This window comes from Chloracidobacterium sp., assembly GCA_016711345.1.
Taxonomy (GTDB): domain Bacteria; phylum Acidobacteriota; class Blastocatellia; order Pyrinomonadales; family Pyrinomonadaceae; genus OLB17.
The window spans coordinates 16,313-41,231 of the sequence record JADJTD010000004.1 but is presented as its reverse complement, the minus strand read 5'-3'; the positions used below and the strand labels follow the sequence as shown (position 1 = coordinate 41,231).

Genomic DNA, 24,919 nt, shown 5'->3' with positions numbered 1-24,919 from the left:
GCCCCAAACTCGAGAATAACCAGGATGAGCCAACGCCTTGACGCCGTCGTTGTTTGAATCGACCGGCTTATCACTAATTGATCGCCCTTCGGACCAGGGCGGATACCGATACAGGCCCATTTCGGCCACGGTGCCCATCGCCCGGCCCTCGATGTTTTTGTCTTGGCGCATCTTGTGGCTAAATTGCAGCAAGGGCACGCCCAGCGGGTCTTTCGATTGCAGGCGAAGCAAAACGACGTTGATCGATTCCTCGATAAAAATGTATCGACTGCGCAAATTCACGTTGGCGATCTCGCGCCAAATTTGGACTTGTGAATAATTGGCCTGTCGATGCGTGCCCGCGATGTCGATGGTGCCCGCGCTTGGCTTAATGTGCTTCCACCACGGCTTCATCATCACAATCGGGATGATCTGTTGGGCCGTGATATTGTGGTGGTAGACCTCATCGACCACCCGGACCCGTGTATACTCGACCAGGAGTTCGGCGGCGCTGAATTGCGTGGGCGGCGGCACGGCGTCAACGTTGGCATACTTGCCCGTTTTCATCTGATCGTAGTACCACCAGCCCAAAAGGTTTAATGTTTTCCACTGGACCGCCAGCACGGCGTACGTGTGCTGCGCCGGGTCGATGGCCAATTCCACAGGCCACGACGGATCAAAGTCCAGTTCGGCCACGTGGACGGCAGGCGTAAAGCAACGAAAGACCAGGCCCGCGGGTTTGTAGGGGATGGCGCCGCAGCGTTCCGCGAACAATTCGGCGGGCATCGACGTTTCCATCGCCAAAATTTTCGGATCGGTGCGCCCGCCCGGAAAGAGAAACGTATTGGACCACGACGGCAGCGAGAAACTTTGGCCGCCTTCCGGGTTGGGGCCTTGCCACTTCTCCCACATTTCAGCGTACCAAGACAAGTCGCCCTCGAACGTGCCCGACAGAATGATCCGGGCGTTATGTTCAAGTGCCCGTTCGATCACCTTGAGGTAGATTTCGTAGGTTTGTTGCCCGGCCTCGACCATCAGGATCGCGTGCGGGGCGAAAGAGGCCAGCGCCCGCGTGTCATCTGAGGATTTTGTTTGGATTCGGCAGCCATTGTCCAGGGTCATCGACCGCGACCCCTTTTCGGGCAAACTTTCCTTGACTACCCAGCCCAACGCCTTGAAAGCGTTGTACAGGTACATAAATTCGGGTTTGCATTGGTCGTAATCCGGGCCAACGATCCAGATCAACCCGTTCGGGACCGCGCACTCGCCCGCGAAGTCCATCGCGGTACAATTCGACTTACCCGCCCGGACGCCCCCGGCCACCAGTTTCAGGCGGCCCAAATGTTTATGAAAGGCGTCTTGGGCCGGGGTCGGTCGGTAGCCGCACGACAACCAAACTAATTCGCGAAGGTCGTTTTTATCTCTTTCTAGTTGATCCAAATTCTAAACACCAATTCCGCTGTAAGAATGCCGCACGCCACCAGGGCCACGATCACCCGTGTCGATAGCGCCTGCACCCGCTGTTCTAGGGCCAGTTGCGACTTTTCGTTGTCGATAACTTCTTTCATCTCTTCGCGCAATCCCGTGCTACCATACTTTTGATCGCCGTCGATGAGGATGATCAAACGCGTCACACTTGTATTGACTTCGGTAAATTGGCGCGTCATGGCCGCAACTTGATCCGACAGGGTGTTCAACTGTTTTTCAAAAGACAGTTGCCCGGCCTGGCGTTCTTCGTAGTTGTTGACCGTCACCGCTTGGGCATCGCGTCCGGTCAGGCTTCCGCCCCCGGTCTTTACGCCGCCCCCTATCACCGCCCCTTCGGCGTCCACACTTTGCATCGGCACAACCTCACAAAAAAAATTCCACTCTTAGCGGGCAGGGCGGGCCGCCAAACCCACGCCCCGCCCTGTCAGCGTTCTTTCACTTCCCCCGATGCGAAAAAAGCGCCGCCGCCTAACACTTACAGCTATTTTTTCCCTTACCGTAGGGCTTGTGACAAGTGGGGCACATGCCGCCCTTGCCCTTGGCCCCGTGGCCCTTGACCATTTCGACCTTGACCACCGCCACCTTGGGCACTTTGACGACACCGGCACCCTTGGCGGGCGTTTTTTCTTTCTTCTTCATTTTTTTTTGTATTCCTGTGAGAATAAAACTAATTAAAAAAACTATTTTTAGATTTCGACGTAATGCCAAGTGGCAGAACGTCCGACGTTATCGTGATCCACGTTGTTGGCCCATTCGGTGCAGGCGCTTGGCGCGTGCCCATCGTTGGGGCCGTCCAGAAAAATGATCAGGTTGACGTTTTTCGTCGCCTTATCGTTGACATTGACCACCACGGCGGGCCGATGGCGGCCACTCAATGTTACAAAGTGGACCATCTGCCCAATAAACGGCATCTTGTCGTCCGCTTCTTTGATCAAGGCGTCAGTATCGACGACGCGCAGGGCGTCAGTTTTCCGTTTGGCCACGTTGTTTTTCCCCTTCGCGCACTTCGCGCATAATGTTTAGCGCTTCGCCAAACGTAAAATCGTTGTAGTGCATGATCTCGCGGATCGTTTCGGCCAGCACCAGGCCCGGCGCGGGTGGAGGTGGGGCGGGCGTGGGTGCCGATTGGATCGGGCCGAGAAAGTAGGCCATTTGGTAATAAAGGGCGTTCGCTTCGCTGTATTCCAGCGTTACGATTTCCACCTGTCGCCCGATGTGATGAAAAAAGATTTTAAGGCCGGTTTCGTGCGGTCGTACTTCAATGTCAGTCAAATTGGGCATTGTTGATCTCCTTGCCGCGCTGGATGGCTTCGGCGGTAATAACCAACGTGTGCGCCTGTTCAAAGGTAAAGCCGTAATCCATCATCAGGCCAAGCACGTTTTCGGCGTGGCCGTCGATGTAGGCCGGGCGCGCCGGTTTTTCTCTACGGTTGATCACCAGGCCACCAAGGCCATCTTCGGATAACTTTCCAATCAATTAGAGACTCCAATCTTTGCAGCAACGGCGGACCACGTCGGCCCGCTAACAAGACGCCCGCCCAGGACCCGGACGCAACACTCGATCACGCCGGGCTTACCCTTGCGGGCCTGTCGGTAGGTAACAACCCGGCCATTGGTGCGCCGGTTGGGGAGTTCCGTAACCATGAACCACTCGCCCCCGATGCGCTTTTCCAACTGGCTACGGGTGACGCTGTGCAACATGCGAACAATGGCCCGATTGACGACGGGCTTGGCAGGCCGCAGGGCCTTGCGCGAGGGCTGATAATAGGCGTACAAAGTGCCGCCCACGTCCAAAAGGTTGTCGCCCGCGGGAAAAGTTTTAAGGCCCGTGGCGCCCAGGAGTTCGACTACATCGGCCTTAGATAGCCGGATCGGTTTGTCTTGCATTAGTAATCACCCCCGGCCAAATTCAGGCGCAAGCGGGCGATCTCAGCGTGGGCCGCCTGCAACAGATCGGCCAGGCGGTCGATCAGAAAAAGACGATTGTGCCCGTCCGTGCCATGCCCAAACGTTCGGGCGTACGTCCAGGCGAAAAGCACCTCAGACTGTTGGCGCGTGTCCAGTTGATCAAACCAATCGGCCCACTTGGGCGTTGGCGCCCCGACCGACACGGGCAAAGGGAAAAGCGAATCTTGCATGTATAACCCTCCGGTTATATATCTACATAAAAAAAATGCTACACAGGCCCAATTGTTTCAGTTGCCGCCGCAGCCAACTCGACCGGGCCGACGTAAATTCTAAAGCCGGGGCACCACTTGCTTACTGCCACGACGAGACTATGCCCGCCCACGTTTAGCGCTTGGACGGTGCCCCCCGGATTGCCCGCTTGGGCGGCCAGGGCGGCGTGTGCGGCCCGTGACATAAGCAAGGCCCCCACCAGTCCACCGGCAGCCGTGACGGCCTCACAGGCCCGTCTGATGCGTTCTGGCAGGCCAGGCGTGTCAAGCGTCCAGAAGTCCACCACGAAAGTATCACGGGCCACCCCTTCGGCGTACTTGGCGGCCTCGACTTGCCATTGCCCGCCCCACCAGTAAAAGCCATCGCTGGCGGCGTTCAGGTATTCCACCAGACCGGGCGTATTCGACAACACGGCCACGTTGGGCACCCCGGCGTCGATCCGTTCTTGCTGCGCTTCCACCAGGGCCTTGGCGGCCTGTTCCACCGGCCCCGCCGTCGTTCGGTCTACTTGATACAATTGATTCAGTTGGACCATTTGGCGCATTGGCGCTTGCAGGCTTGTCGATGGTGTTGGCGACTTGTAAAAGCTAAAACACATTTTGACTGTTTACCCCGTGTTATTTTTATAAAATGTACGTGATAGATGATTCGGTGTAGTGTGATGTAGTATGGTGTAGTAGTGCTATGGTGTAATGTTTTATTCTGTATTGTATTGTTTTGCTATGTTATATGTTATATTGTGTTGCTTTGCTATCTTTTATTGTATGATATGTTGTTATATGTTGTATTGTCTTTGTTTTATATTATGTTTTCTTGTTTTGTTTCCCTTCTTGCCTCATCTTCTTTTGCTTCTTCTTTCTTCTTGTCTATCTATCTTGTTGCCCTGTCGCCTGTTACCTATTGCCCCGTTCTTACCTACTCGCCTATGCTACCCTTGCCCCATTGCCCCATTGATTCATGGCCACCCGTTAGCCTAGCCACCAGACCAGCGCCACGATCAGCCATCCGAGTAAGGCCCCGACCACGAAGGCGACGGGCGAAAAGCGTGCATTCATTTATTCCCTTGCTTTCTTGTGTCTACAATAACCAGGCCGGGCGACGAAAATACCGGCTTTTGCTGCGTGCATGTCAATTATTGTGTTGACAATCTACCTGCTGACCGTGTGAAATGATGCAAGATAAGCATGGTTAGATTGCCTTATAGCGACAATACACGGTAGCGTGTCAACCACCGGGCAACGCTTCCGGCACCACATCCACCACCACGTACGCCGGGCCGTCCTCCAACTGATCCATTGCATCCTGGCGCAATTGCCGCATTGTTTCCAGTGCTTCTTCCATCTTTCCCACGTCCGTATGCTTAATGTGTTGCACCGGCTTACCCAGGCCGTACGCCATCAATAATTCGGTGTATCTATAATTGCCGCCGAGGGCCTTTTCCTTGGCCACGGTGATAATCTCGCGCCATTCGTCATCGCTGATCACGTCGTCCAGCACGGCAAGCACCCGTTCCTCACGGCGTTTTGTCGGGCGTCCACCAATTTTCAGCGTGTGACCAGGTAACAACCGGCCTTTTTCATCTCTGTTTGCCATAATTCTTGTTTTTTTCTGGTTATCGTGCGTTAGTTCACTAAGTCTTCCGCATCTAACCACCCGGATCGGGTCTATTTCGCCCGCGTGCGCCGTGTCTTTCGCATCTAATAAACTTGCCCAAATGTATCATCGGCACCAGTTGCACCAGTTGCCCCATTGTCACCCAGGCCAAACAGCCGGGTCATCGTTTCAACACTAACAAGGCCATCGCTGATCAGGTTGGAGGCGGCGATCCGGGCGTCAATTGCTGCGCAGACCGGGCACAATTCGTACTCCTGATCCACGGCAGGCACACGGCCCACCCCCGTCGTCATGGCCGCCCACACGGCAGCCAGGTCTTGATCGGTGATGAGTTCAGGCCCCACTTGCATCACAGGCACCATTGCCCCATCTACGGACACGCGCACCCCGTACTTGCTTTCGTATTCCAGGGCGTCGAGAGTGTCTTGGGTGATGGGATCGGTGTGAAGGACCACGATTGGATCGGGCGGGGCGTCTTGCGCAAAAAGCTGCGTGTGAATGATCACCATTGGCCGGTCTTGGTTATCTTGCATTTTTATGACTCCGTTCTATTCCAGTGAGTGCCCCGGCCTGCGATCAACTTGGTCAGGGCGTACGATTCCAGCAGGCGCTTCTTTTCTTCGCGTGTCATCGGGATGAATGTACTTGGCGCGTTGACGGCAGCGCCCTCGCGTTCGTGCATATCCTGATCAAAGGCCGGGTCCAATGCAGCAATTGCCCCATTGCCCCCTGTCTCTTTTTTACTATGCGATGTTTTTGCCATGCCCCAAGTGTAGCAACTTGGAAAAAGAAGTCAATACCAGACGCCAGGCCCCGGTGCCCAGGTGTATTACGTGGTAATTACGATGTAATTGGATTGCGTGGTAATTCCGATCAAATTGGCCTATATTGGGGGTTGACAAACCTGTTAGCCATGTTATACAATCATAACCAGTTGGTTATACATTTATATCGACAAACCGAACCGGGGAATCATGGACAACAAATATACGCATGTGCGATTGCTGCGCACCACGGCCCGCAAACTAAAGAAGATTGGCGCCGAGACGAACGAGACGATTATCCAAGTGGCCGAACGATTGACCGAGGCAGAAATGAAGCGGTTGGGCATCCAACAAAAGGAGACGGACCCGAAAGAATAACCCAATAGATCGGTTGGGACCGGCACGTGAGACTAACACGCCCGGCCCCGTGGACACGTTGCTTGAACAACGTGTCGCCCCCATTGTAACGCCTCTAATCGGGCCTTACAAACACCCGCGTATCTTTTAGTCAAAGGATACGCTTTTTTGTGGGAGGACAACAACATGAACACCCAAGAAAACGCCGTTACCAAAGTAATTAAAGATTTGTACGCCTCACTTGTAAACCTTGTCGGCTTCATTATCAGCCACACGTCGGATCAGTTGGCCGACATTGCGATCCGGGCCTTGCCCATCCTGATCCCGGTGCCCAACGCCATCGGCATCTATTTCGTTTCACAATCGGCCCTTGGCTTTAGTGATCACCAGGCCCTTGCTTTCGCCCTGGCGATTGAGTGCGCCCTGTTTGGCCTGTCGGAAGTCGTGTTGATGATGTTCGACGGGTTGCAGGACAACGAGGCCGTGTACCGATGGCCGTTTCGCCTGTCGGTCGGCGTGGCCACCTTGACGATGATCCTGATCATTCTAATCGTCTATTGGTTGGAAACCGCCCACCCCATTCTGGCCGTCTTGCCCCTATTTTCGGCAGCCGGTGCCGCAGCCCTGGCGCTGCGCCGATGGGATATTCGGAACAAGAACCGGCAGGCCGACGAGTTGGCGACCGCCCGTTCGGTGAACGTTCACTTAGAACAAGCCCTTGGAACGATTGAGGCCGAACGACAGGCGGAACGCGACCGGGTGAACGCCGAACGCCAAGCCGAACGTGAACGGATGAACGCCGACCGACAGGCCGAGGTGGAACGGTTGAATGAACTACGGATCGAAAACGCCCGCCTGGCGGAACGGGCCAGCGCCCAGGCGAACGCCGCCACACCTGGAACGAACGCCAAAGCGAACACCCAGGCCGACACCGACCAGCGCCGCCGCATCGTTTTGGACTACTACCGAGACAACCCCGGCGTGTCCTACCAGGCCGCGGCGAACGACTTAGGCATCGGCAAAACGACGGTCTACAACGCCGTGCAGTTTTGGGAGAAGGCCGGAACGATCCACGTGAACGGCAACGGGGTCGAGGTGGTGAAATGAAACGACTGATCATCATTGCCTTAATTTTGGCCGTGGCGGCATTCATTCTAGGCCAGTTGCCCGAACAAGTTTGGAACGACTTCCGGGGCCTGGCGCTAGGGCTAATTGTCGGCACGGTTGGCGGAATGTACATCGGAACGAAGGCAGAACGCAACGTCAAAGCAGACCGGGCAGCCCGGCAAGCATGGATCAAGGCGGAGGTATAACAATGGAAACCAGACAGATCAGCATTGAAGCAAACATTATCACCAAAGTCTTGCAGGCCCGCGGCGTCAAAGCCGGGCTTGAGTTGGACGAGGCCCGGCGCGTCGTTCACTTGATGACGCCGTCCAGCGTGATCTACCGCCTGCGCATCGACGCCCAAACGCCCGTCGATAAGGTCATGGCCTTACAGCCCGACTTTTGCAGCCACGTTAGCCGCTGGCGCGTGGACCACATCGACTTGCCCGACGACTTTTATACCACCGTCCGGGTGGATCGGGATAGCCAAACCATTGAGATCAACCGGGTCGACCCGCAGATCGTGCCCTTTATGGATTGCATGAAGGATTGGAAGGCCCGCCCGATGACGGCCTTTTGCGGCCTGGCGTACACGTTCGGCGGCCTAAAGTCTGTCACCTGGCGCTTGGATGACGACAACCAGCCCCACGTGCTAATCGCGGGCACCACGGGCAGCGGCAAGACCAACGCCCTAATGGGCATCATTGCCAGCCTGGCTTTCAACAACAGCCCGGAAGTTTTGCAGTTTTACATCGTCGACATGAAACGCAGCAAGGACTTGCGCCCGTTGGACCTATTGCCCCACGTGGCAGCCGTGGCCCGTGAACCAGGCGACGCCGTCGAAATGTTGGAAGCGTTCCACGCCAACATGGAGGAACGCGAACGCGGGCACGCCAGCAAGGCCGTGCGCCGGGTCCTAATCCTTGACGAGTTGGCCAGCTTGACCGAATCCAAGCACCGGGCCGTCGTCTTGGACTTGTTGTCTGATATTGCCCGCAAGTGCCGCGAGTCTAACGAGAACCTAATCGTTTGCACCCAATCGCCCAAGCAGACCGTATTGGGCGACCAACTGAAAGGACTATTGGCGCTGCGCCTAGTCGGGGCCGTAACCAGCAAAGTCGAGGCCAACACTGCCGTGAATATTCCCGGCAGCGGGGCCGAAATGTTGCCCGGCAAAGGGGCGATGATCTATCGCAACACCGGCAGCATGAAACGCTTTCAGGCCCCGTTGGTCGAGGGTCCAATGGCCATCGTACGCCGGGCCAAGATGATATGGGAGGACGTGCCCCCCATCGTCGCCCGTGTACCTGTAGTCGCCCAGGTGCCCGAAATCGCCCATGCCCAGGCCCCGGTGCCCACGGTGCCCGCCACGACGTTTGTGGCCCCCGTGCCGCCCGCCCAGGGGCAAGTGGACAAAGACGCCGCCAAGATTCGGCAGGCGTGGCAGGACGGCGCCAAGTTGGCCGACCTGATCCGTATCATGGTCGACAAGCCGGGCGACAAAACCGTGAACACGGGCGGCGCGGGCCGCACCCGCACCTTGGCAGCGATTGAGGCCCTAAAGGCCGAGAAAATCGCTACTATCGCTACTACTACTACCGCTACTACGCCAAAAGCGTCTATTTTTGACCAAAAACAGCCAAAAAGAGGCATTTTTCCCCGTAGTAGTAGTAGTAGTAGCGATTTGAAGGCAATGTAAAAGGAGGACCGCATGAAAAGCATGAGTGACACGACCCGCAATATTATTATGATCGTAATCGGATTGGTGGCCCTGATGATCTTCTTTTTGATCATCTTGGGCCTGATCTGGATTATCAACGGCGGGCAGGCCGTAAACGACGCCTTGACGACTTCTTGGCACGCCCTGATCGTAATCGGGGCCATCGTCGTCATGTTTGGCATCGTTGGGGCCACGTTATTGGTGGCCCACGTCAGCACCAACAATCTGATCCGCTTCCAGGCCGCCGACGACCGGGGCGAAGCGTTCCGGCACGTGATGAAAGGCATTGGCGGCCAAGACAAAGAGATCGCCCGCCTGGCCAATAGCATGGCCAAGGAACAAGTGCGCGTGATGTTGTCGCAGCAGCAGCTTCCCGGCCCCGCAGCGCCCGCCGCCGAGGAACCCGCCGAGGCGCAATGGTGGCAGATGGCCGCCGTGGAGGATGACGCCAATGGGCTTTCTTGATTACCTTTTAGGCACGGACACGCCCACCCGCAAGAAGGGCACCAAGGGCACCAAGGGCACCAAGGGCACCAAGAAGGCCACCAAGGCGAAGGACCAGGCCCGGCACACGTTTCTATTGCACGCCCCCGTCTGCGCACCACCACGGGCGGCGATGGACCCGATCCTCGAACAGTACGGCATCGTCAATCCCGTATGGTCGGACCTGTTACAACTGGATAGCCGGGGCGCACTTAGTAAGGGCTTTCAATTCCAAAGCCCCACCGAACCCCAGGCCCGTTACACCGTCGCCCAGCGCGTCAAGTTGACGGTGAACCGGGCGCAAGCCGGATGGGTCGAGTATCTATTGCACCGGGCCAATTTTGTCGACGTGATCGGAGGCAGCATCGACGGGCGCAATCGGGAATGGGCCAGCCGCCACAATGGCACCATGCCAAAGCCGTGGGTATTGAAGGGTTGCAAGCCTAAAGCCTAATTCGTGGTAATTACCACGTAATAGGCCCCGACGCCGGGCAACAAAAAAGCGGCCTATCTAGGATTGAGTGCTAGATAGGCCGCTTTTTTGTTACTTGGTTATTGGTGTAAGCGCTTACACGGGGCGACGGGTGCCCGGTGTTTGGTCGGGCGGCGCTGCTTTTCGCCCACAATTCGCTTAATCTTGCGCACCAAGGCGTTTTGTTCCCTTGGCGGCAGTTTATCGAAACCCGACAAAAGCTTATCGATCTCGTTTTGGGACACTTGCAACCCTCCAATCCCCGTATTGTGTGGTAATTACCACAAATTAGCGCTTGACCGTGTCCCCGTCGCGCAATTCCTCGACCATTTTGCCCACTTGCACCCGCAGGCGTTGCACTTGCGCCGTGCATTCTTGCAGGGCCGCCACGTCGCGCTGGACCAACTCCGTTTCCAACTCCACAACCCGCCCGATCAATTCCACGTTTTGACGTTCCAATTTGTTGGCGTTCATTTTCAATTTCCTTTTTATGCAAAAGCCGGGGCCGCGTTGGCGTTCCGGTGTAACTCGACTAAGGCGGCGACAACCTTGGACAGGTCGACGCCGTGCAACTCACTTACGGGCGTCAAAGCCCCCACGACGGTCAGGATTACGTCGCCCAACTCATCGACAGATAAACCTATCTTACGGGCCAGCGCATCGACACAGCCCCGCCCCGTGGCGTTGGCGTGGGTCAGAATGGCCACCCCTTCGGCGTGGGTCAGGTCGGCGCTATTATCGGCCCGGCCCCCGCTGAATCGTTTGCACCACTCGCCCAGCTTGCGATCACAGGCGTCTTGCGTGCCATAGATGGCCATGCCCACTTCGGCCAGCACCACCCGGTCCACCACATCCATCACGTCAGCGGCAGCCACGGGGGCGGCCTTGGCGCGTTTGAATTTATAGACCACGTTGCCCGCCTCACTGAGAACCGGATCGCCGTTAAAATCTTTCTTTGGTTCGATCACGACCTCGAATTTGTATTCGTGAAACACCCGGCGCTTACGGGCCACGTCGATCTTGGGCGCTTCCCCGTCAAATTGCGCCACCCCCTCGACCGAAAACGGCAGCAGGTGGAACGCTTCCGGGTAAACCGTGACGATCTTCATTTGGCGCTTGTCGTCCGGGTACAAATGGACGCACGGTCTAAACTCGCCCGACTTCTTATCGTCGTACGTGCCCACCACATAACCGCACACGTTTTCTGTTTTGTCGCCAGCGCCCACGGTCGGGGCGTCGGTTGTGTAACCGCGCCCGTGGGCCGCTTGCAGCAATGCTTCAATCGCTTCAAATTGCCCGATCTCTGTTTCAGCCCCCACGGACATATCCACCCGCACCCCATCGGCCCGGTAAAATGGAATTGAGGCCCTAAATTTGTACGTCATCGGTAATTATTCCTATGTTGAAATTAATTATAACCTGGCTATAATTATCGCCTATCCACTATAAGTATACCGCAAAACATCTGCATAGAATGTAAAGATTGCTACATTACCAAAAAGATTCCCGTGATAAGATTAGCCACGTAAGACAAAATCAAAAGGTTTTTAACCAATAGGAGACAAATATTATGGCACGCCTGACACAACGAAAAATGGTCATGTTTACACCGGAAGAATTACAGTGGTTAGCCCAATTGGCCGAGATCAACACATCGGGCAACGAGTCCGAATTGGTGCGCCGGTTGCTGCGTATCGCCATGCGCAACCCCGAAAAGTTCGGGTTGCTATTGCCGCTTGAGGATGAAGCCGAGGGCAACGGGGCCAACAAATAAGGCCCCTTCACAAGAATTTTCAAAGTAGTATATTGAAACACGCACCCATTTATACGGAGACTTCAAAATGAGACGTTTAACGGCAGAACAGTACAAAGCACAGAGAGAGAGATACGACGCCCGGCAACTAAAGCGCGAGGCCGCTTACGAGGCCAAGGTCGAGGCAGCAATGGCGCAATTTCAGGCCGCCGACACCGTTTGGTGTGTTGTCGATGACGCCGACACCGACGATCCGGATTACCCGATCCATTACTTTTTGACCAAAGAGGACGCCCTGATCTTTCACGGCGACGAGGTCGAGGAATGGCTGATGCAGGTGCCGACGCCCGCGGGCGCGGAATGTACAATCGCCCACGTGGCCAGCTTCAAAATTCCCACCGACTACGTGCCCCAGGCCCCGGTGCCCGTCGTCGCCCAGGAGGCCCCCCAGGCCCACCAGGCGGCCCAGGTGCCCGCCCAGGTGCCCACGGGTATTACACAGCCGGGCCTATTCGACGCCATGCCCGAAATGGGCGAAATGACGCCGAACGATTGGACGCCCCCGGCCCATATGACGTACGACCAATGGGAGGCCATCGGGAGAGATTTCCAACTCATGCAGGCATCGGGCAAATGGTGGCTTGGGGCCTGGCTGAATGAGGGCGAGAAACGTTTCGGGGAGACTTACACCCAGGCGATTGAATTGACAGGGCACGGCTTGGAAAACCTGAAAAAGGCCGCTTGGGTGGAACGCAATGTCAAGAAAGAGGACCGGGTCGAGGGACTATCATGGACCCATCACCACGACGTTGCCCACTTGCCCGCCCACGTCCAGCGGGCGCTACTGGCCGAGGCCCTACGGCTTGACCTGTCGACACGGGAATTAAAGATCGAGGTGAAAAACTATCAAGCATCTATTGCCCCGACGCCAGAACCGGCCCCGGCACCAGCGCCCGACGACGTGCCGTTCGACGTTTGCGGCAGGATCGTCGAGGCCCTGATCAACGACGAATCGGGCGACGCCGCCGAGTTTGCGGGCTACCTGATGAAGGACATCAACGACGACGTGCCCGCCGCCGAATACGAAGTCGACGAGGCGGTGCCCACCGTGACCCCGGACGTGATCGAGGCGGTGCGCGAAACGTTGCAGTTTATCGACTACGCGCCGACCGCCTGGCGCGAGGCCGCCGAGGATCGTTGGTTCGGCAAAATGTTCGTCGAGTTGCGCGGCGTCGAGGATGACAGGTTTTTTGTCGAACGCCTGATCAAAGAATACGGGGCCGGGCGCGTGGACGAGGCGATCACCGTAGCGCCCAACGCCACCAACACGGCCCCGATTCAGAAAATGTTGGCGCTTTACCCCGCTTGCTTTTTGGCGGACCACCGGCAAGTCGTGTTTTACCTTGGCAAATATCCCGCCCACTTTGCCAAGCAGTTCAAAGAATTGGGGCGGACGGTAAGGGCAATGTGACCATTCAGAACCCCGCATTATTTGCCGCAGGTTTTTGGGATTGGTCCATCTTAGACGGTTGTTTTGGCGAAGGAAAAGCAAGTATTTCAGACATTGACGGCGTGATCGAACGAAAGGGCAAGTGTCTCTTTATAGAGACAAAACGCCCCGGTGTTCTAATCCCGCAGGGGCAACAAATTACGCACCAAGCCCTGATCAAAAGCGGCCATTCGGTTTTAATAATCTTTGGCCACACCAACAAGCCCGTCCAAATGCGCCTATTGACGCCACGGGCCACACTGGAATACGAGAACGCCAATATCGACGACTTACGATGGATCGTGGAAAAGTGGTGGAAGTGGGCCAATCGTGGCCAGCAGGTTCAATTAGAGGACAAACAAATGTTACCCGCCGAGACAATGAGTTTGATCAACCGAAAGCGATGGCTGACCACATCGGGCCTCGCGGATCTCCCGGCCACGTTGACGCCGGAGGAAAACCGCAGCCTGGCCGACTACCGCCGCATCATGGACGACACCGGGCATTGGTTGCTGGCCGACCAGGTGCGCAAGGCAGAGGATGAAGTCAACATTGCCGCCCGCCGTTGCAAATGGACCGCCACCCAATACCGGGCGGCCCTCGACCAGAAATACGCCGATCTGTTGGAGAATTACCCGGAACACAGCCGGGCAGAGTTGGAGGCGGCGGGCCGGGTGGCGTGGGCGTGGGATTTTAACGAACGGCGCCAAACGGAAACCATCCGCTACTTACACCACGCCATGCTGGCGGATCAGCCCCGTGAGGCCCGGACGATGTACATGGATAAGGCGGAGAAGTTCAAATGGACGCCCGCCCAGCTTAAAGCCGAATTGTCGTTTGACACCGGCAGCAACGAAACCAAATGACTACCAAAGAAGCGTTTACGATTTTACATCATTACTTAGAGGCGGATCGAAAGCGGAGGCGGTCCCAATTGAGGGACCGCCCCAACAAACAACCGTACACCGACGCGATGGCCGAGATCAACCGGGCCGAGGAAGCCTTAAAGGTTTTAACCCTCGACGCCGAAACGCCCCGCCCAACGCAATCGGCGCTATTTTAGAGTAGCGCCCCCTGAATTTTTTAATAATTGTCTTGGAGACAATCACCAATGATCAAGCACAACGACCGCACCCTGATCGAAGATATTAAAAACAAGTTGACCCTGCGCGACGTGATCGCCCATTATGGCGGCGCGGAACTACACGGCGAGGGCGACCAGTTGACCGGGCACCACACCGCCCACACGTCCATCAGCGGCGACAGTTTGACCGTCGACAACCGCCAAGGCGTGTATCACTGTTTCAATTGTGGCCAAGGCGGCGACATTTTCTCTTGGGCCGGACATGCCCGATGGAACGGCAGCTACAACGACAAGAACGCCGACCAGTTCAAAGAGGTATTGACCGACCTGGCGCACTTGGCAGGCGTCGACGTTCCGACGTTCGACCCCGTGGCCGCCGCCGAACGCCGCAGCATCGAAGAAATTTGGCAGATGGCCACCGATTACTTTGTGGGCCAGTTGACGCCCGCCCACGTGCAATACTTGACCGGGCGCGGCTTTACGGAGGCCACGATCCAGGCCGCCCGGATTGGCTACGCACCAGCGGGCAAAACCAATCTACTCGCCCACTTGGTCGACAAAGGCGTGATCTTGGATGACATGCTGAAAACGGGCCTGTTCCACCGGCACGACGACGACAATATGGAGGACTATTTCCAGGGCCGGATCGTTTTCCCTTACTTGCGCTTTGGCCGCCCGGTCTATTTCAACGCCCGCGAGACAACCGAATCGCCCGAATGGGAACGCAAGCAGGGCATGAAGTACAAAAAATTGGCCGTGAACAACGCCAAACACCCGTACATCAGCAAAGAAGTGTTCAACGGTTATTTTTACGGCGAGGACAGCGCCATGCGCGCCGACGCACTGATCTTGACCGAGGGTTTGGCCGATTGCCTGGCGGCGATGCAAGAAGGTTTTGCTGCGATCTCGCCTTGCACCACCCGATTCAGCGAAAAGGATTGGCCCCGCCTGCTATCCTTGACCGAGGGCGCCAAGGTGATTTACATCGTAAACGACAACGAGAAAAGCAAGGCAGGCGAACAAGGGGCATTGGCCACGGCGGAAATGTTATGGATGCAGGGCCGCATGACGAAGATCGTCACCTTGCCCTTGCCCGTGGGCATCGACAAGATCGATTTGAACGACTTCTTGCAAAACCAGGGCGTTGACAGCTTCCGGGCGCTATTACCCCAGGCCAAGACCGTGCTGGACTTGAAGATCGAGGCGATGGCCCAGGCCACGACCGACGAAGAAAAAATGGTCATCCAGCGCGAGGCCGTGGCCCTGATCGCGGCAATCAACGACGATTATTACCGCAGCAAGTGGGCCGACACGGTCCCGGCGCTGTTGGGGATGGGCAAGCGCGAGTATAACAAGTGGGTGAAAGCGGCCACGGAGTTGATCGAACGGGCCGACGCCGCCCAGGCCGCCCAGGACCGCCAGAACGCCCGCACACGGCCCTTAATCCAGATCAACGACCGCCAGTTGTCAGCGGTGGCCGATGACGCCCTGGCGGCCATTGTAGGCCACGTCGACGGCCCGGTGATGTTTGTCCGGGGCGGCGCGTTGTGCCGGGTGGTGCAGGATGAAAACGGGGTCCACGGCATCCAGGAGTTAGGCAGCGGGCCAATGCTTCATTTGTTGTCAGTCGTGGCCGATTGGGTGAAGATGGGCGAGGACAAGCGCGGCGAGGAATATTCGCAGGACGTTTTCCCCCACCAAGACGTAGCCACCCAGCTATTGAGTGCGGGCGAGTGGAAAAACGTGCCCGCCTTGGCCGGGATCGTATCGGCCCCGGTGTTTGGCCGTGACGGCAGTATCAGCGCCACGCCGGGCTACAATCCCAAAACCCACTTACTTTACACGGGCGGGGCCAAAATCGGCAACGTCGAACCGACGCCCGACAATGTAGCGTGGGCCAAAACGATGATCTTGGATGAATTGTTGGGCGACTTCCCGTTCAAGGATGACGCCAGCAAGGCCCACGCCGTCGCCTACGCTTTATTGCCCTTCGTGCGTGACCTGATCAGCGGCCCGACCCCGGCCCATGATGTAGACTCGCCCACGCCGGGCACGGGCAAGGGTAAATTGATCAACGCCTGCGCTTTTCCGTTCTTGGGCCGTGACGTGCCATCAATGGCCGCCGCCAAGGACGACGACGAGTGGCGCAAGCGCATCACGACCAGCATGATCGCCGGGGATACGCACGTCGTCATCGACAACGTGAACCACGAATTAGATTCGGGGGCCTTGGCGACAGCGTTCACCGAACGAGTTTGGAAGGACCGCACCTTGGGCGCCAACAAGGGGATCGCCATTCCGATCCGCACGGCTTGGGCCATCACGGCCAACAATGTCAAAATGTCGCAAGAAATGGCCCGGCGCTGCGCTTGGATTCGCTTGGACTCAAACACCGAAAAACCTTGGGAACGCACCGAGTTTCGGCACCCTAATCTTAATGAGTGGGTGAAGGCCAACCGCGACAACCTGGCGACGGCCCTGCTTACCCTGATCAATGCGTGGGTGGCCCAGGGTATGCCCCGCTTCACCGAACGGGTAAAAGGCAGCTACGAGGAATGGTCGGGCGTTTTGGGCGGCATCTTGGAAGCGGTCGGCATTCCGGGCTTTTTGGAGAACGAAGCCGAATTGTACGAACGGGTGGTCAGCAAGTCCGACATTATGAACGATTTCATCAAGGCGTGGTGGGAGAAACACAACAACGCCGCCACGTCGTCTTACGACCTGCTAAAATTGGCGAGTGTGTCCGACAACGACGCCGACAACCGCACGGGCGAATGGTCGAACCTGTTGGCCGACATTCTCACAAGCCCGTCGCAAACCGGGCGATTGGTGGCCTTGGGTAAACTGTTAGGCAGCAACCGCGACAAGGTGATCGCCGGATACAAGATCGTTTTTGCCAAGATGCAGCGCGGCAAGGCGTTCTGGCGCTTGGAAAGTGCCGCCCGCTAAGAAAACGGGGCCAAAGATCGAAAAGTGGTAGGGGATCATTTTGATCCCCTACCACTTTTTTTTGCCCCTGACAGGTGTAATTTTGCTAAAGTGGTAGGGGATGGTAGGGGATTCTACACCGATCTCTACGCGGGAAACAAAAAGTTTTTTTCTAAAATGTATTATGATCAGAAATGAAAAAATATTGTATTTTCATAGGGGCCAATCGGTGTAGAATCCCCTACCATCCCCTACCACTTCCATCGATTTACACCTGTCAGACGTATAAAAAAGTGGTAGGGGATCATTTTCGATCCCCTACCACTTTTTGCGCCGCCGCCCCAATCCAGGCCGGGCGCACCTATTTCGTCATAATTACCACACAATCGGCCCTAGCCGCCGTACAGCCACGACAACAAGACCATGCCCAGGAATAGAAACCCGGCCACGATGAAACCCAAGCCAAACGCCGTTACATTATCCCGGCGCTGTTGCCTATATTGCCCCGTGGCCTCACGTATAGCGTCCACCTGCGCTTGCAGGGCTTGGAGTGCTACTAGGACACCCTGCGCTTGCTGTAGGCCGTCCTGTGCGTTTTGCGGCGCTTGGAGGGTACTTGGCGGGGCAGATGGCCCAGGCGGGGCAATGTCGCCAAATGTGACTTCCCGCAGCCGGGCCGTAATTTCGGGCAGCAACATTTTTTCGGCGCGCAGTTGGGCGATCATTTGGAGGACTTGCATATCGCGGTCGGTCAGGAGGCGATCCCCGCCGTGGCCGCTTGCGCCGGGCGACAAAAAGGCGGCGTAATCCCGGCACCAGTTGCGGATCGTATTGGGCGACGCGTTGCAGGCCCGCGCCGCGTCGGCTGGCTTATAGTCCATAGGTCACTTGGCACCCGCTTGCATAGTTGGATTGCAACCTTGCAGCCTTGGATTACAGATTGGAACGTTGCAAACCACGGCCTATTTCGTCATAATTACCACGTAATAGGCCCATGATAACGGATCGGGCCTTATTTTTCTAAATGGTGGAGGACCAAATGAAGATCAGTCTGTTGATCGCTGCGTGGAAAGAGATACCGACCCAGCACCGGGTCTATTTTGCGGGCATCGTTGGCGCGGTGATCGTGGGCGGCCTGGCGCTTGGATACGGGCCACAGGTGTTTGCGGCCTTGGCCGGGTAAGGTGTAAGCGCTTACACGTCTATTACGTGGTAATTACCACACAATAGGGCACAAAAAACCCGCCTGGCGACGAAAACCGGGCGGGCCTCTTAAAAAATAGTGGCCGGGTTAGCAAGACCCGGCCACGTCCATCAAAGAAAGGAAGTAAGGAGACAACAACAAGCAAGAAAGTACCAACTTCATCACCACAACAACAACATCACCCGCCCTTATTGTACCAGTCTGGAAAAGCGTGTCAATAGCCCAACTCGATCCCGTTCAGCCCGTACGTAATCGTCTTTTTGCGGGCGGCGTAGAGTGTCTTATCCCATAATTCGATCACACGGGCCACGGGCAGCCCTTGGATCGTGGCCGCCAAGATCGTGACCTTGTCGGTTACATCGGAGTTAGAGACGGCGGCCCGATTGTGCCAGTAAACGCCGTTGACCAAAAACACGGTCCAGCGCCCACCGTCCATCACCGCGAAGTCGGGCACCACGCCGCCCGCCCGCGTGCGCCCGCCGTCGATCTCCGGTTGAAATAGAAATTGGTGGCCCTCCTGTTGCAAAAAGTCGTAGACCAGCAACTCCGGGATCGTGCCCGACGTGACGCCGTTGCCTACCCCGGCCTTTTGTAGCTTGCGGATGCGCCGGGCCACGCGATACGATTCACTGTCGCCGCCCAATTCGTCGGCAATTTCCCCGATCAGGCGCGTTTCTATATCTTCCGCCCCATCTAGCGCCCCGGCCACCGTTTGCGGCAGGGACATACTAAATTTAACGGACGGCAGATCATCAAATTTCTGTTTGAGATCGTGCAGTTTGGGCAGCGGTTTGACGCCCACCCGTGACAGTTTTTTCATTACGCCGAATAAGTCCCGGTTTGCGTCTGTTCAATCGTAATATTGTAAACACTTTTTAGCCGGTTGACGCCCGACGAGGGCCGTTCGTACTGTTGCAAGGCTTCCGACGCGTTCAAGACCTTGACCTCATATTGCAGGCCGTCCACATCTTCATAGATAAAGGGCGGCACTTGTTTGATCAAGGCGTCCAGATGCGTAACCATTTGGGCCGCGGTGTAGGATGAGATCGTGCCATCCAACATTTGCAGGGCATCCGCCACCGTGATCGGCAGCGACCAGCGCCAGCGATCCATCACCATCGGCATGTACTTGACCCGGATCGCGTTAACGACGGGCGTTTCGGCGTAATCATCAGTGGCCAGTGCCACGGCGATCTTGAGTTGGCGACTTGCCGGGCGCGTGGAATAGTCCGACCAACGCAATTCTTGGCGGTTGCTTGTCACCCGGCCCAGGTATTCCCAATCGGTCGACGCGTCGTCTTGGTAGTACACGTCGACATAACGGGCCGACGTGATATTTTCGCCTGCGATGTAAACGGACTCCCAATCTTTTTGAATTTCTTTCAATTGGCCGTAAAACCACCCCGTTTCCATGTAGCCCAACTGGTTAAATTTGGCCGTGCCGCTGGCGTCGCGGTATGGGTTTTCGGCGTTCTTGGGCAAGTAAATCTTCATTGGCGTGGCCCCGGCGCCAACCCACAAACAATTGTGCGTTACGTCCCAGGCGAGGCCGTTGCCCGTGACGCGGCGGGGCAGCGAGGCGACATAATGCCACCCTTGGCTATTCCAGGCCCACACGGTCGACCAGCCCAGCGTGGTATCTTCGGCGCGCACCAGGGCGATCAACCAATAGTTATGGGAACACAGCGAAACCACCCGGCCCTGTTTGTAGGGCGGCAAGCCCTCCTCTTTGTTGAGGCCCACGGGCAAGACTTGCGATCCGTTAAATTGCAACAAGTCCAGGCCAACCGGGATAAAGATCGCCCCTTGATGGTGGATCATGCCCTTGCCATTATTCGGATCGATTTGATTCCACCGGGTCACACCATAGACTTTATTGCCCGCCCCGACCCGGTAAAGGCCCTCGTCGGTCGATACGTACATATCGTCGCCCAGGCCCGCCATGCCGGTCACTTCGTAGCCGTCCGGGCCAATCTGGAAAGGCCCCGACCAGGTTGACCCGTCGCCCGTGTACCAAACGTCGTTTTGATAGGCCCGCCAGAGTAGGCCGCCCCACCGGGCGAACATATGGGCATCGATCCCCGTTTTGGTGGCCAGCGCGTCTGTGCTTTGCGTGTAGGTCAGGGCGTCAGCGCCGCTACTTTTGGCAATCCAAAGCACGTCGCCAAAGGCGCACATATCGACAGCATTGGCGACCGTCTTGCCAGAGTTGACGCCCTCACTCCCACTGTAATAAGACAAGTAATCGGTGCCGATGAACCAGGCCGTTTGCGTCGCGCCCGAATCGGCCTTATTTTCGTAAATCTCGATCTTGGCGATATTCTCCAACGGATCGCCGCCCGTGTACGTGACCATGTAATAGAACGGGAAATATTGACTGTCAGACCAGACCGACCCGTTGTACTTCTTTTGGGTGTAGGCCGACGCCCCACGATCCCAAACAGGCAGCGTGAACGTTTGGCCGGGCGTGGTCGGCTTGAGGATGACCCAAGCGTATTGTCCGGTCGTGATCGTCTGTTCTTGGATGTTGAACGAATAATAATTTAGGCCCAACTCCCCATCCAGGACCACGGCAGCCGTGCCCCAATTGGACCCCGCCGCGGGGTTAGTGGTCAGCGATGGACTTGCCGAAATGTCGGAATAAATCAAGGCCGTAACGCTGATCCCGGTGCCCCCGTAAATCGGGATAAACACGCGATCAATGGCATCCTCCGGGCTGTTGATCCGAAAGAGAAAGGCCACCTGCGTATACGCGCCGCCCGCAGCGCCCACCACCAACGGCGTTACACCGACAACCGGCAGATTTTCCACTGTGTGCGTGTACGATCCGCCCGTAAACGAAATGTTATTGAATGAGTAGTAAGGCGGCAAGATGACCTGATTGGGGAAGCGCGTATCCAATTCGGAATACAGCGTGCCCCCCGTGTCGGCTTCGCGCTTGCTGATCCCGGCTTCCCAGGATTCCATCAACCATCCGGCGTAGTTCATGTAATCGTCGTAGCTTCCCAGGCCCGCGCCCAGTTTGGCGGCCATCGGATTGGCCAACGACTTATTGCGCGACTGATAATTAAAAAGCAGGTAATCCCGCAGCGAACCCGGAACGCCCATTTTGATGTGACCAGAACCCATAAATAAAATCCTTAAATAACACTAAAAGGCGGAATGTCGTTCAATGAAATGTATGTTGGCGTGCCAGCGGCCAGGGTCATGACGCCACTCGTCGTAATGTCAACACGCGCGTGGGCGTCAGTTCCATTTACTTGATTTAACATTTGTACGGGTGGGTAATGGCCCGCTGGCAACGTGGCGATGATTGTGCCGACGCCCGACGTTCGGGCAACCAGTCCGCGCAAGTAGACCATGTCGCCAATCTTTCGATATTGCCCACCTTGCCAGCCACCACCATAGTTAGCCCACCCGGAACCAAACGATAGATTATTCCACGCGCCGAAGTTTCCAGACCAAGTATGTACACTACCAAGGATGGTGTACATATCTCCGTTATTGATACGGAGACGCACACCGGCACCTGTTTTAGCGTTTATGTACGTGTCGCCATTTCCGTCTTGAAGAAACCCGTACTCGCTGGTGTTATTGTGGTCAACATGGGACACAGACGCGCAATCACCGTGCCCGGTTGCACTGAGTGCCGATCTGCCAGCAACCACCAGCCGATCCGTGTCGTAGGCAATACCAACTTGCCCGCCCGCCAAGGCAAGATGGACATCACCATAGGTTGTTGCCGGTGAAGTAGGAACGCCGCCTTCGATATAGGTGTTGCCACCTCTTTTTCCAGCCGCATTGTCGGACGATCCAGCTATGATATACAGGTTGCGCCCGTTGCCGCTGTTTACGGTAGACGCGCCACCTTGAACCAAAATATATTCGCTGGTAGCGCCGCCTGTGCCCGGCTTGCCCAAGCGCAAGGTGCCCACAATTTCGACATTGGCACCACCGAACCCGCCGTCGTAACCCAGGACGATCACCCCGGCGCCAACCCGGATAAAATCAACGCGTGCGCCCGAATCGTGAAAGCCGATCACGGTGTAAGTCAGGCCGTTGATCAACAGTGTCGTTTCGGTTGTATTCCAGTTGGCGGCGGTCGGCGTGTAATCTTTGGCGATCTCGCCAACGTATGCCGTGTAATTGCCTTGACTTGCAAACGCGGCGTCGGTCAAGTTGACGCCGTAAGCCCTCAGAATGCCCAGGAGGGGCGACAAGAGGGTTAGGCCCAGGCGGCCCGCCGCATTGAGGACCACGGGCAATCCGGCGTCGTTGGTGCCCGTGGAGGCGTCCACGTGATCGCGCTTGCGCCAAAAATTCTGTTTAACCCAGTTTTGCACTTGGGCGAATAGGTCCATTAGCGCCGCCCCCCTAGACTTTGCCGACTATGCCGGAATTTTGCGGGCCGGTTGGGCACAAAGCGCCGCCAATATTCGTCGGCGGATTGCTGCCAAAATCGCATTTGAAAGGTATGGTGTTCTTTTTCCAACGGCGAGGCATCGGTCAGAAACAGGGCGAACAAAAAGGCCCGAATCTGATCGTTAAGTTGCGAAAATAGATCGGCACGGAACGCCGCCACGCCCCAATAACAAGCCGTCGTGATCAGGTGGGTTGCGGCAGTTGTGCCATTGAGGCCCCGCACCAGGTTTTGCAAGGTCGTGATCGTGGCCGATTGGGTGTAGCCTGCGTAACTCATCCATTCTTGGTCGATCTTGATGAAACCCGACGCCCCAATCATCGGCACGCCAGTCAGGGTTAGCGAAGTCGCGGCCACGTCCGTAATCGCCGCCGAGGTCGTCGGTACGGTCGTCGGCACCGGGCCATTGGCCGCCCAAAAGATCACCCGCCCGTCCACGCTGTACGGCAAGGCCCCCAGGCGCAACACTTCACCGCCTGATCCGTCCGGTTCCACTTCCCAGGCGGGCACGTCAACCCACGTAAACGCGCCATTTTCCGGATCGACCGTAATATCGCCCACTTGGACGCCCGTATAGGCTTTTTGCTGTACGTCGATGTGCCCGCGGATGTAGTGGGGCAGGGCGTAGGCGTAGACGTTCGATTGCCACCCGTCCGGGATCGTGTAGACAGAGGGCACCGAAACGCGCCCGACCCACTTGGACAAGGATTGATTTAGCGCTTCGTAAATTTCCACATTGGTCCAGCGATTATTGGACGAATCACGCATGATCGCCTTAATCCGGGCCAAAATTTCGGCTTGTGTTTGGAGTTCTTGAATTACGTTCATGGTGCCCTATATAAAAACAGGCGGATACGAACGCGAATAATTGCGCCCTTATCCGCCTGTTAGATGAAAAATCGGTTAAACAGTCGTCAAAACACCCGTAACCGTGATCGCGCCCTCAGTCCAGGCCGAGATACGCGCCCGCACCGCAAACAACCCGGTCACGTCGCCCCGGTAAATCCCGTCCGCCGTCGCCGTCAGGGCCGCCGTGTCGGACGTGGTCGGGCGCATCAGCAGGCCCTTCCAGTTGTTGCCGTCTACCGTGCATTCCCACGTGATCGTCGCAGTCACAACGCCTTGGATTTGCGCCGTAAACTTATTAAAATGCCCCTGCGTTAGCGTGATCGGGGCCATCGGCAGACCGTTCGCCGTGGCCACCGCCGCCGTGTGCATCGCGAAGGATTGAATTTCACCGCCAGGTTGCAACATGGCCAGCCCCCTTTATTGGTAGCCGCCCAAGAAGAACAGGCGAAGGGTAAATGCCCCGGCAGCAACATTGGTAAAATCAGCCGCCGACGTAACCGTGATCACGGGCGCTTTGGCGGCCACGTGAATCTTGGTGCCACTTGGCACACCTAGATCAATCGCCGCGGCGGTCGTGAATACGCTTGGCGTGCCTGTCGAGTAGCGATCTACGTCCGTACCATCACCCACTTGGATCGTGGCCGACGTGTCGCCCGTAAATCCGGTCAGATCAGACAAAATCGTTTGCTGGACAAAGGCCCCAATCGGGACTTCATCGGCCAAGGTATAGGTGCCGATGGCCGCGCCGCCGTCCGTCATCATGGCGCGGGTAACGCGTTTTGTGATCACCGATGGCGCTACGGGTTGCCAATCGTCATTGCGATCATTCAGCAAAACTTTCTTAAAGACACGGGTGCCGCCCGTTGTCTCATTGGTGTACAAATAGACACTATTCAGCGGGGCCGCGCTAAAGGGCAGCGCGTCACCGTCCGGGAGATCGTTACCGACCCAGGCGAAAGGGTATTGGCCGAAGGTGCCCGATCCGCGTTGTACGGGGACTTCTGGAAAAAACATTTTTACTACTCCTATC

The 24,919-nt window shown here is 56.6% G+C and carries 32 protein-coding genes; 11 read left to right on the top strand and 21 right to left on the bottom strand.

Features of this window, described 5'->3' with window-relative positions:
* The 12 genes from IPL32_18415 to IPL32_18360 all read right to left on the bottom strand — a co-directional run.
* Positions 1-1,419: hypothetical protein (locus IPL32_18415; protein MBK8467790.1), on the bottom strand; the 1,419-nt coding region annotated here is incomplete at its 3' end.
* Complete coding sequence (locus IPL32_18410) at positions 1,407-1,820, bottom strand: hypothetical protein (GenBank protein ID MBK8467789.1); 414 nt, start codon at positions 1,818-1,820, stop codon at positions 1,407-1,409. The genes IPL32_18415 and IPL32_18410, both read right to left, overlap by 13 nt.
* Positions 1,821-1,935: 115 nt before the next feature.
* On the bottom strand, positions 1,936-2,106 hold the full coding sequence (locus tag IPL32_18405) for a hypothetical protein (GenBank protein ID MBK8467788.1): 171 nt from the start codon (positions 2,104-2,106) through the stop codon (positions 1,936-1,938).
* A 47-nt stretch (positions 2,107-2,153) separates the two neighbouring features.
* On the bottom strand, positions 2,154-2,450 hold the full coding sequence (locus tag IPL32_18400) for a hypothetical protein (protein MBK8467787.1): 297 nt from the start codon (positions 2,448-2,450) through the stop codon (positions 2,154-2,156).
* Entirely contained in the window at positions 2,431-2,748 is a 318-nt protein-coding gene (locus IPL32_18395) for a hypothetical protein (protein ID MBK8467786.1), read from the bottom strand. Before IPL32_18395 ends, IPL32_18400 begins: the two co-directional genes overlap by 20 nt.
* On the bottom strand, positions 2,732-2,944 hold the full coding sequence (locus IPL32_18390; GenBank protein ID MBK8467785.1) for a hypothetical protein: 213 nt from the start codon (positions 2,942-2,944) through the stop codon (positions 2,732-2,734). The genes IPL32_18395 and IPL32_18390 overlap by 17 nt, the downstream gene beginning before the upstream one ends.
* Positions 2,941-3,354, bottom strand: coding sequence for a hypothetical protein (locus IPL32_18385; GenBank protein MBK8467784.1), 414 nt, complete (start codon positions 3,352-3,354; stop codon positions 2,941-2,943). Before IPL32_18385 ends, IPL32_18390 begins: the two co-directional genes overlap by 4 nt.
* Positions 3,354-3,605 carry a hypothetical protein gene (locus IPL32_18380; GenBank protein MBK8467783.1) on the bottom strand — a complete coding sequence of 84 codons (252 nt, stop codon included), beginning with the start codon at positions 3,603-3,605 and terminating at the stop codon, positions 3,354-3,356. The genes IPL32_18385 and IPL32_18380 overlap by 1 nt, the downstream gene beginning before the upstream one ends.
* Before the next feature lie 38 nt (positions 3,606-3,643).
* The gene (locus tag IPL32_18375; protein ID MBK8467782.1) at positions 3,644-4,180 is read right to left on the bottom strand and encodes a hypothetical protein; all 537 of its coding nucleotides are present in this window, start codon (positions 4,178-4,180) and stop codon (positions 3,644-3,646) included.
* A gap of 689 nt (positions 4,181-4,869) precedes the next feature.
* Positions 4,870-5,238 carry a hypothetical protein gene (locus IPL32_18370; protein ID MBK8467781.1) on the bottom strand — a complete coding sequence of 123 codons (369 nt, stop codon included), beginning with the start codon at positions 5,236-5,238 and terminating at the stop codon, positions 4,870-4,872.
* Positions 5,239-5,342: 104 nt separating this feature from the next.
* Positions 5,343-5,792 (bottom strand): hypothetical protein, encoded by a 450-nt coding sequence (locus IPL32_18365; protein MBK8467780.1) that lies wholly within the window; start codon positions 5,790-5,792, stop codon positions 5,343-5,345.
* A gap of 2 nt (positions 5,793-5,794) precedes the next feature.
* Complete coding sequence (locus tag IPL32_18360; GenBank protein MBK8467779.1) at positions 5,795-6,022, bottom strand: hypothetical protein; 228 nt, start codon at positions 6,020-6,022, stop codon at positions 5,795-5,797.
* Between the two features lie 211 nt (positions 6,023-6,233).
* On the opposite strand from IPL32_18360, the gene IPL32_18355 reads away from it, so the two are divergent.
* From IPL32_18355 to IPL32_18330, 6 genes are all read left to right on the top strand, one after another.
* A complete protein-coding gene (locus IPL32_18355) occupies positions 6,234-6,401 on the top strand; it encodes a hypothetical protein (protein ID MBK8467778.1) in 168 nt (55 codons plus the stop codon).
* A 165-nt stretch (positions 6,402-6,566) separates the two neighbouring features.
* Positions 6,567-7,487 (top strand): hypothetical protein, encoded by a 921-nt coding sequence (locus IPL32_18350; protein ID MBK8467777.1) that lies wholly within the window; start codon positions 6,567-6,569, stop codon positions 7,485-7,487.
* On the top strand, positions 7,484-7,693 hold the full coding sequence (locus tag IPL32_18345) for a hypothetical protein (protein MBK8467776.1): 210 nt from the start codon (positions 7,484-7,486) through the stop codon (positions 7,691-7,693). Before IPL32_18350 ends, IPL32_18345 begins: the two co-directional genes overlap by 4 nt.
* Before the next feature lie 2 nt (positions 7,694-7,695).
* Positions 7,696-9,186: a hypothetical protein gene (locus tag IPL32_18340; GenBank protein MBK8467775.1), complete on the top strand. Its 1,491-nt coding sequence runs from the start codon at positions 7,696-7,698 to the stop codon at positions 9,184-9,186.
* A gap of 12 nt (positions 9,187-9,198) precedes the next feature.
* Positions 9,199-9,672 carry a hypothetical protein gene (locus tag IPL32_18335; protein ID MBK8467774.1) on the top strand — a complete coding sequence of 158 codons (474 nt, stop codon included), beginning with the start codon at positions 9,199-9,201 and terminating at the stop codon, positions 9,670-9,672.
* Positions 9,659-10,144: a hypothetical protein gene (locus IPL32_18330; protein MBK8467773.1), complete on the top strand. Its 486-nt coding sequence runs from the start codon at positions 9,659-9,661 to the stop codon at positions 10,142-10,144. The genes IPL32_18335 and IPL32_18330 overlap by 14 nt, the downstream gene beginning before the upstream one ends.
* A 306-nt stretch (positions 10,145-10,450) precedes the next feature.
* On the opposite strand, the gene IPL32_18325 is transcribed toward IPL32_18330, so the two are convergent.
* Together IPL32_18325 and IPL32_18320 are read right to left on the bottom strand one after the other, a co-directional pair.
* Positions 10,451-10,636, bottom strand: a complete 186-nt coding sequence (locus tag IPL32_18325; GenBank protein MBK8467772.1) for a hypothetical protein — start codon at positions 10,634-10,636, stop codon at positions 10,451-10,453.
* A 14-nt stretch (positions 10,637-10,650) separates the two neighbouring features.
* A complete protein-coding gene (locus IPL32_18320) occupies positions 10,651-11,547 on the bottom strand; it encodes a hypothetical protein (protein ID MBK8467771.1) in 897 nt (298 codons plus the stop codon).
* Positions 11,548-11,732: 185 nt separating this feature from the next.
* On the opposite strand from IPL32_18320, the gene IPL32_18315 reads away from it, so the two are divergent.
* The 4 genes from IPL32_18315 to IPL32_18300 all read left to right on the top strand — a co-directional run bounded on the left by IPL32_18315 (position 11,733) and on the right by IPL32_18300 (position 17,437).
* Positions 11,733-11,936, top strand: coding sequence for a hypothetical protein (locus IPL32_18315; GenBank protein ID MBK8467770.1), 204 nt, complete (start codon positions 11,733-11,735; stop codon positions 11,934-11,936).
* 67 nt (positions 11,937-12,003) lie between these two features.
* Complete coding sequence (locus IPL32_18310) at positions 12,004-13,386, top strand: hypothetical protein (GenBank protein ID MBK8467769.1); 1,383 nt, start codon at positions 12,004-12,006, stop codon at positions 13,384-13,386.
* Entirely contained in the window at positions 13,383-14,270 is an 888-nt protein-coding gene (locus IPL32_18305; GenBank protein MBK8467768.1) for a hypothetical protein, read from the top strand. The genes IPL32_18310 and IPL32_18305 overlap by 4 nt, the downstream gene beginning before the upstream one ends.
* A gap of 245 nt (positions 14,271-14,515) precedes the next feature.
* Entirely contained in the window at positions 14,516-17,437 is a 2,922-nt protein-coding gene (locus IPL32_18300; protein MBK8467767.1) for a hypothetical protein, read from the top strand.
* A 371-nt stretch (positions 17,438-17,808) separates the two neighbouring features.
* On the opposite strand, the gene IPL32_18295 is transcribed toward IPL32_18300, so the two are convergent.
* Positions 17,809-18,297 carry a MerR family transcriptional regulator gene (locus IPL32_18295; GenBank protein MBK8467766.1) on the bottom strand — a complete coding sequence of 163 codons (489 nt, stop codon included), beginning with the start codon at positions 18,295-18,297 and terminating at the stop codon, positions 17,809-17,811.
* A gap of 158 nt (positions 18,298-18,455) precedes the next feature.
* Between IPL32_18295 and IPL32_18290 the strand changes: the two genes are divergently transcribed.
* On the top strand, positions 18,456-18,599 hold the full coding sequence (locus IPL32_18290) for a hypothetical protein (GenBank protein MBK8467765.1): 144 nt from the start codon (positions 18,456-18,458) through the stop codon (positions 18,597-18,599).
* Between the two features lie 235 nt (positions 18,600-18,834).
* Here IPL32_18290 and IPL32_18285 read toward each other — a convergent pair whose 3' ends face one another.
* From IPL32_18285 to IPL32_18260, 6 genes are all read right to left on the bottom strand, one after another.
* Entirely contained in the window at positions 18,835-19,440 is a 606-nt protein-coding gene (locus IPL32_18285) for a hypothetical protein (GenBank protein ID MBK8467764.1), read from the bottom strand.
* Entirely contained in the window at positions 19,440-21,749 is a 2,310-nt protein-coding gene (locus tag IPL32_18280) for a hypothetical protein (GenBank protein MBK8467763.1), read from the bottom strand. Before IPL32_18280 ends, IPL32_18285 begins: the two co-directional genes overlap by 1 nt.
* Before the next feature lie 11 nt (positions 21,750-21,760).
* On the bottom strand, positions 21,761-22,981 hold the full coding sequence (locus IPL32_18275; GenBank protein ID MBK8467762.1) for a hypothetical protein: 1,221 nt from the start codon (positions 22,979-22,981) through the stop codon (positions 21,761-21,763).
* A complete protein-coding gene (locus tag IPL32_18270; GenBank protein ID MBK8467761.1) occupies positions 22,981-23,868 on the bottom strand; it encodes a hypothetical protein in 888 nt (295 codons plus the stop codon). Before IPL32_18270 ends, IPL32_18275 begins: the two co-directional genes overlap by 1 nt.
* A gap of 75 nt (positions 23,869-23,943) precedes the next feature.
* Positions 23,944-24,294 (bottom strand): hypothetical protein, encoded by a 351-nt coding sequence (locus IPL32_18265; GenBank protein MBK8467760.1) that lies wholly within the window; start codon positions 24,292-24,294, stop codon positions 23,944-23,946.
* 12 nt (positions 24,295-24,306) lie between these two features.
* Complete coding sequence (locus IPL32_18260; protein MBK8467759.1) at positions 24,307-24,903, bottom strand: hypothetical protein; 597 nt, start codon at positions 24,901-24,903, stop codon at positions 24,307-24,309.
* Positions 24,904-24,919 lie beyond the last annotated feature (16 nt).